General features: G+C 35.5%; 4 protein-coding genes. 1 reads left to right on the top strand and 3 read right to left on the bottom strand.

The features are described from left to right. Window positions 1–566: hypothetical protein (locus PHP06_11090; GenBank protein ID MDD3841085.1), on the bottom strand; the 566-nt coding region annotated here is incomplete at its 3' end. A gap of 47 nt (window positions 567–613) precedes the next feature. Here PHP06_11090 and PHP06_11085 point away from each other — a divergent pair. After that, a complete protein-coding gene (locus tag PHP06_11085) occupies window positions 614–1,831 on the top strand; it encodes a sulfatase-like hydrolase/transferase (GenBank protein MDD3841084.1) in 1,218 nt (405 codons plus the stop codon). A gap of 159 nt (window positions 1,832–1,990) precedes the next feature. Here the strand turns inward: PHP06_11085 and PHP06_11080 are convergent, their stop codons facing one another. Both PHP06_11080 and PHP06_11075 read right to left on the bottom strand, forming a co-directional pair. After that, window positions 1,991–2,143 (bottom strand): FeoB-associated Cys-rich membrane protein, encoded by a 153-nt coding sequence (locus PHP06_11080; GenBank protein MDD3841083.1) that lies wholly within the window; start codon window positions 2,141–2,143, stop codon window positions 1,991–1,993. A 57-nt stretch (window positions 2,144–2,200) separates the two neighbouring features. Beyond that, window positions 2,201–2,693, bottom strand: a 493-nt coding sequence (locus tag PHP06_11075) for a nucleoside recognition domain-containing protein (GenBank protein MDD3841082.1), incomplete at its 5' end; no start/stop codon positions are given.

Genomic DNA, 2,693 nt, shown 5'->3' with positions numbered 1-2,693 from the left:
ATCAGGAACGGATTCGAAATGGCCTTTAGACTTTTGACCTTTTTTTCTCCTGTTTTAACTTTTGATATAACACTTACCCTATGTACAGTATTATTAATGTTACTAATGACATCAATATTACCATTATTATCATTTGGCTTTTGTTGCTCAATTTTATCAATACTTTGTTTGCCAATATGTTCATTATATTTTTTATGTTGATTATGTTGGTTAGCCTGATTAATAGGATTATTAAATTTATCAGTTATAACTAGCCTTAATCCCTTAATATTTTTTGAATTGTTTGAATATACTACTTCTCCCGTTTTTACCCAGTTGTGATCTTCAATATAAGACGGCACTATAGCATATAGTTTATCAGGTTCTCCCGGAAATACCTCAAATGTGTGTGAGTTTTCCGTTGCAAGAGGTATGTAGTTGCCTTCACCCGAAGGATCTACCATTATTCTGAAAGGAATAACCGGAGTATACCAGACAAGCTTTTCAGTTCCCTTATAAACATATGGAAAATATTGCATGCACCAAGCCTTATGACTTTCATCTCCTAATTCTGCATATATTTTCATACCTGGTTCTGCTCCATGTGGTAGCATGATTCTAACCAAGTATTCTCATGTTAACAGGTACTTATCCATCCTTTAATCAAGCATATATTAATGACGTTCCCCTTGCAGATCATATACTAGAAGGAAAGATGAGTATTGCTTATGAGTTTTTAAAAGCCGGATATAAAACCGGATATATTGGAAAATGGCATTTATTTGGACCTGAAAATCTGCGCACCGAATATATTCCCGAAGGTGTACATAGGCTTGGTTTTAATGATTTATGGGCTGTTACAAATTGCAGCCATGATTATATGAATAATTTTTATTACTTAAACGACGATACTACTAAAAAATATATAGATGGATATGATGTAGATACATACACACAATTAGCTTTGGATTTTATTGAGGAGCAAAAGGATAATCCATTCACTGTATTTCTATCATACGGACCTCCCCATGATCCATATGAAAGTGTACCCGAAGAGTGGAAGGATTTATATAATGAGGATTCATTAGAATTCCCCCCAAATGCAAAACCCCTTGATAATAAAATATTTGCAACTCACGCCTACTGCAGGGACCCGCATTATCAAAAACCCAATAAAAAAATTTTACGTGGATATTATGCTCATATTTCCGCTATAGATAATAATGTAGGTAAAATCATGCAAAAACTTCATGACTTAAATCTTACAGAGAATACTATAGTTGTATTTTCATCTGATCATGGAGATATGTTATGGTCTCAGGGAACTATGTTAAAAAATGCTCCGTGGGAAGAATCCGTAGGTATCCCTTTAATTATAAGATATCCAGCTAAGATACGAAAAGGAACAAGAACTGATGTTTTAATAAATGCCCCTGATTTCATGCCTACTCTCCTTGGACTTATGTCTATGCCTGTGCCATCATATGTTCAGGGGAATGATCTATCCTGGGTCATTACAAATGGAACAGGAAAGAGACCTGAAGCAGTGTACATAATGGCAGCCTACAAATGGTATGAGTATCAGGAATGGCGTGGTGTAAGGACTGAACGCTATACATACGCTAAAACTCTTGAAGGTTCCTGGGTACTATATGATAATTTAAATGATCCTTATCAACTAAACAACCTAGCCGGAAAAGAAATGTTTTCGGATTTGGAGAATTATCTAAGCAATTTGACAGATGAGTTCGGTAAAAAAATAGGTGATAAATTTGAACCATGGAGCGAAATACAAGAAAAACTATCTAAGCGCATGCAGGAATGGCTAAAAAAATATGAATATTTAGTATAAAGTATCCTAACCATCAGAAAAAGCCAATCTCTTCATGGCGGTTTATCTGATGGTTAGAATAAAATTTTTCTGTATTTGCGTCCACTACAATTCAAGTCTTGCGGTGCACACCTATTATGTTTTCTACTTAGCCTAGGATGAGGTCCGGAATTAATTTTCTTAATGCTGCGTATTGCAGCTTTTCCTCATTTGCTCTGAACAACCCATTGAACATCCGGGGCAAGAATTATTTCTCATACTTTTTATTGATTTGTATATGCCATAGGCAATTATTCCAAAAAAGATTACTGCTATTATTATTGTTGCTAACATATATATCACTCCTCATAATTAGTAGCTACAAGTATTATTACTCTAGGTATTTATAACCTAATGTGCTACAGCAGAAAACTGCATTTTTTTTGACCTTGATTTTCTCACCAGATAGTAGACAATCAACGCATATATAACCATTATTACACCTGCAGGAATAAACCCTGCTGCCAGTTCTCCATAAAATAAGACTGTACCAATTTGTGTTATAAGCATAGCAAGCAGATACCCTACACTAAATTGGAAGGCAAGGCCTTTTAATAACCATTTCCTATCAGCCAACTCAGTATTCATAGCACCAATAGCTGCAAAACAGGGAGGTGTAAACAGGTTAAAAATCAAGAATGCATAAGCTGTAACCGGTGTGAAGAATTGGCTAAGAACTCCTCCCGGTATATTCAATATTTCTTCCGATGAAGCTGCTATAGTTATTGCTAGGGTTGCCACAACATTTTCTTTTGCTACAAATCCTGCTACCGCAGCAGCTGCCAACTGCCATCCAAAAAATCCAAGTGGAATTAACAAGGGGGCTATAGTGCCACCAATAGTG

This window comes from Clostridia bacterium, from assembly GCA_028698525.1.
Taxonomy (GTDB): Bacteria; Bacillota; Clostridia; order JAQVDB01; family JAQVDB01; genus JAQVDB01.
Note: the sequence above shows the minus strand (reverse complement) of the source record. Positions and strands in the feature narration are given on the sequence as shown.

Bases quoted from the DNA above. Each gene is read 5' to 3' on its own strand.
- PHP06_11085 (MDD3841084.1), top strand. From the start codon at position 614: ATGTTAACAGGTACTTATCCATCCTTTAATCAAGCATATATTAATGAC.
- PHP06_11080 (MDD3841083.1), bottom strand. From the start codon at position 2,143: ATGTTAGCAACAATAATAATAGCAGTAATCTTTTTTGGAATAATTGCC.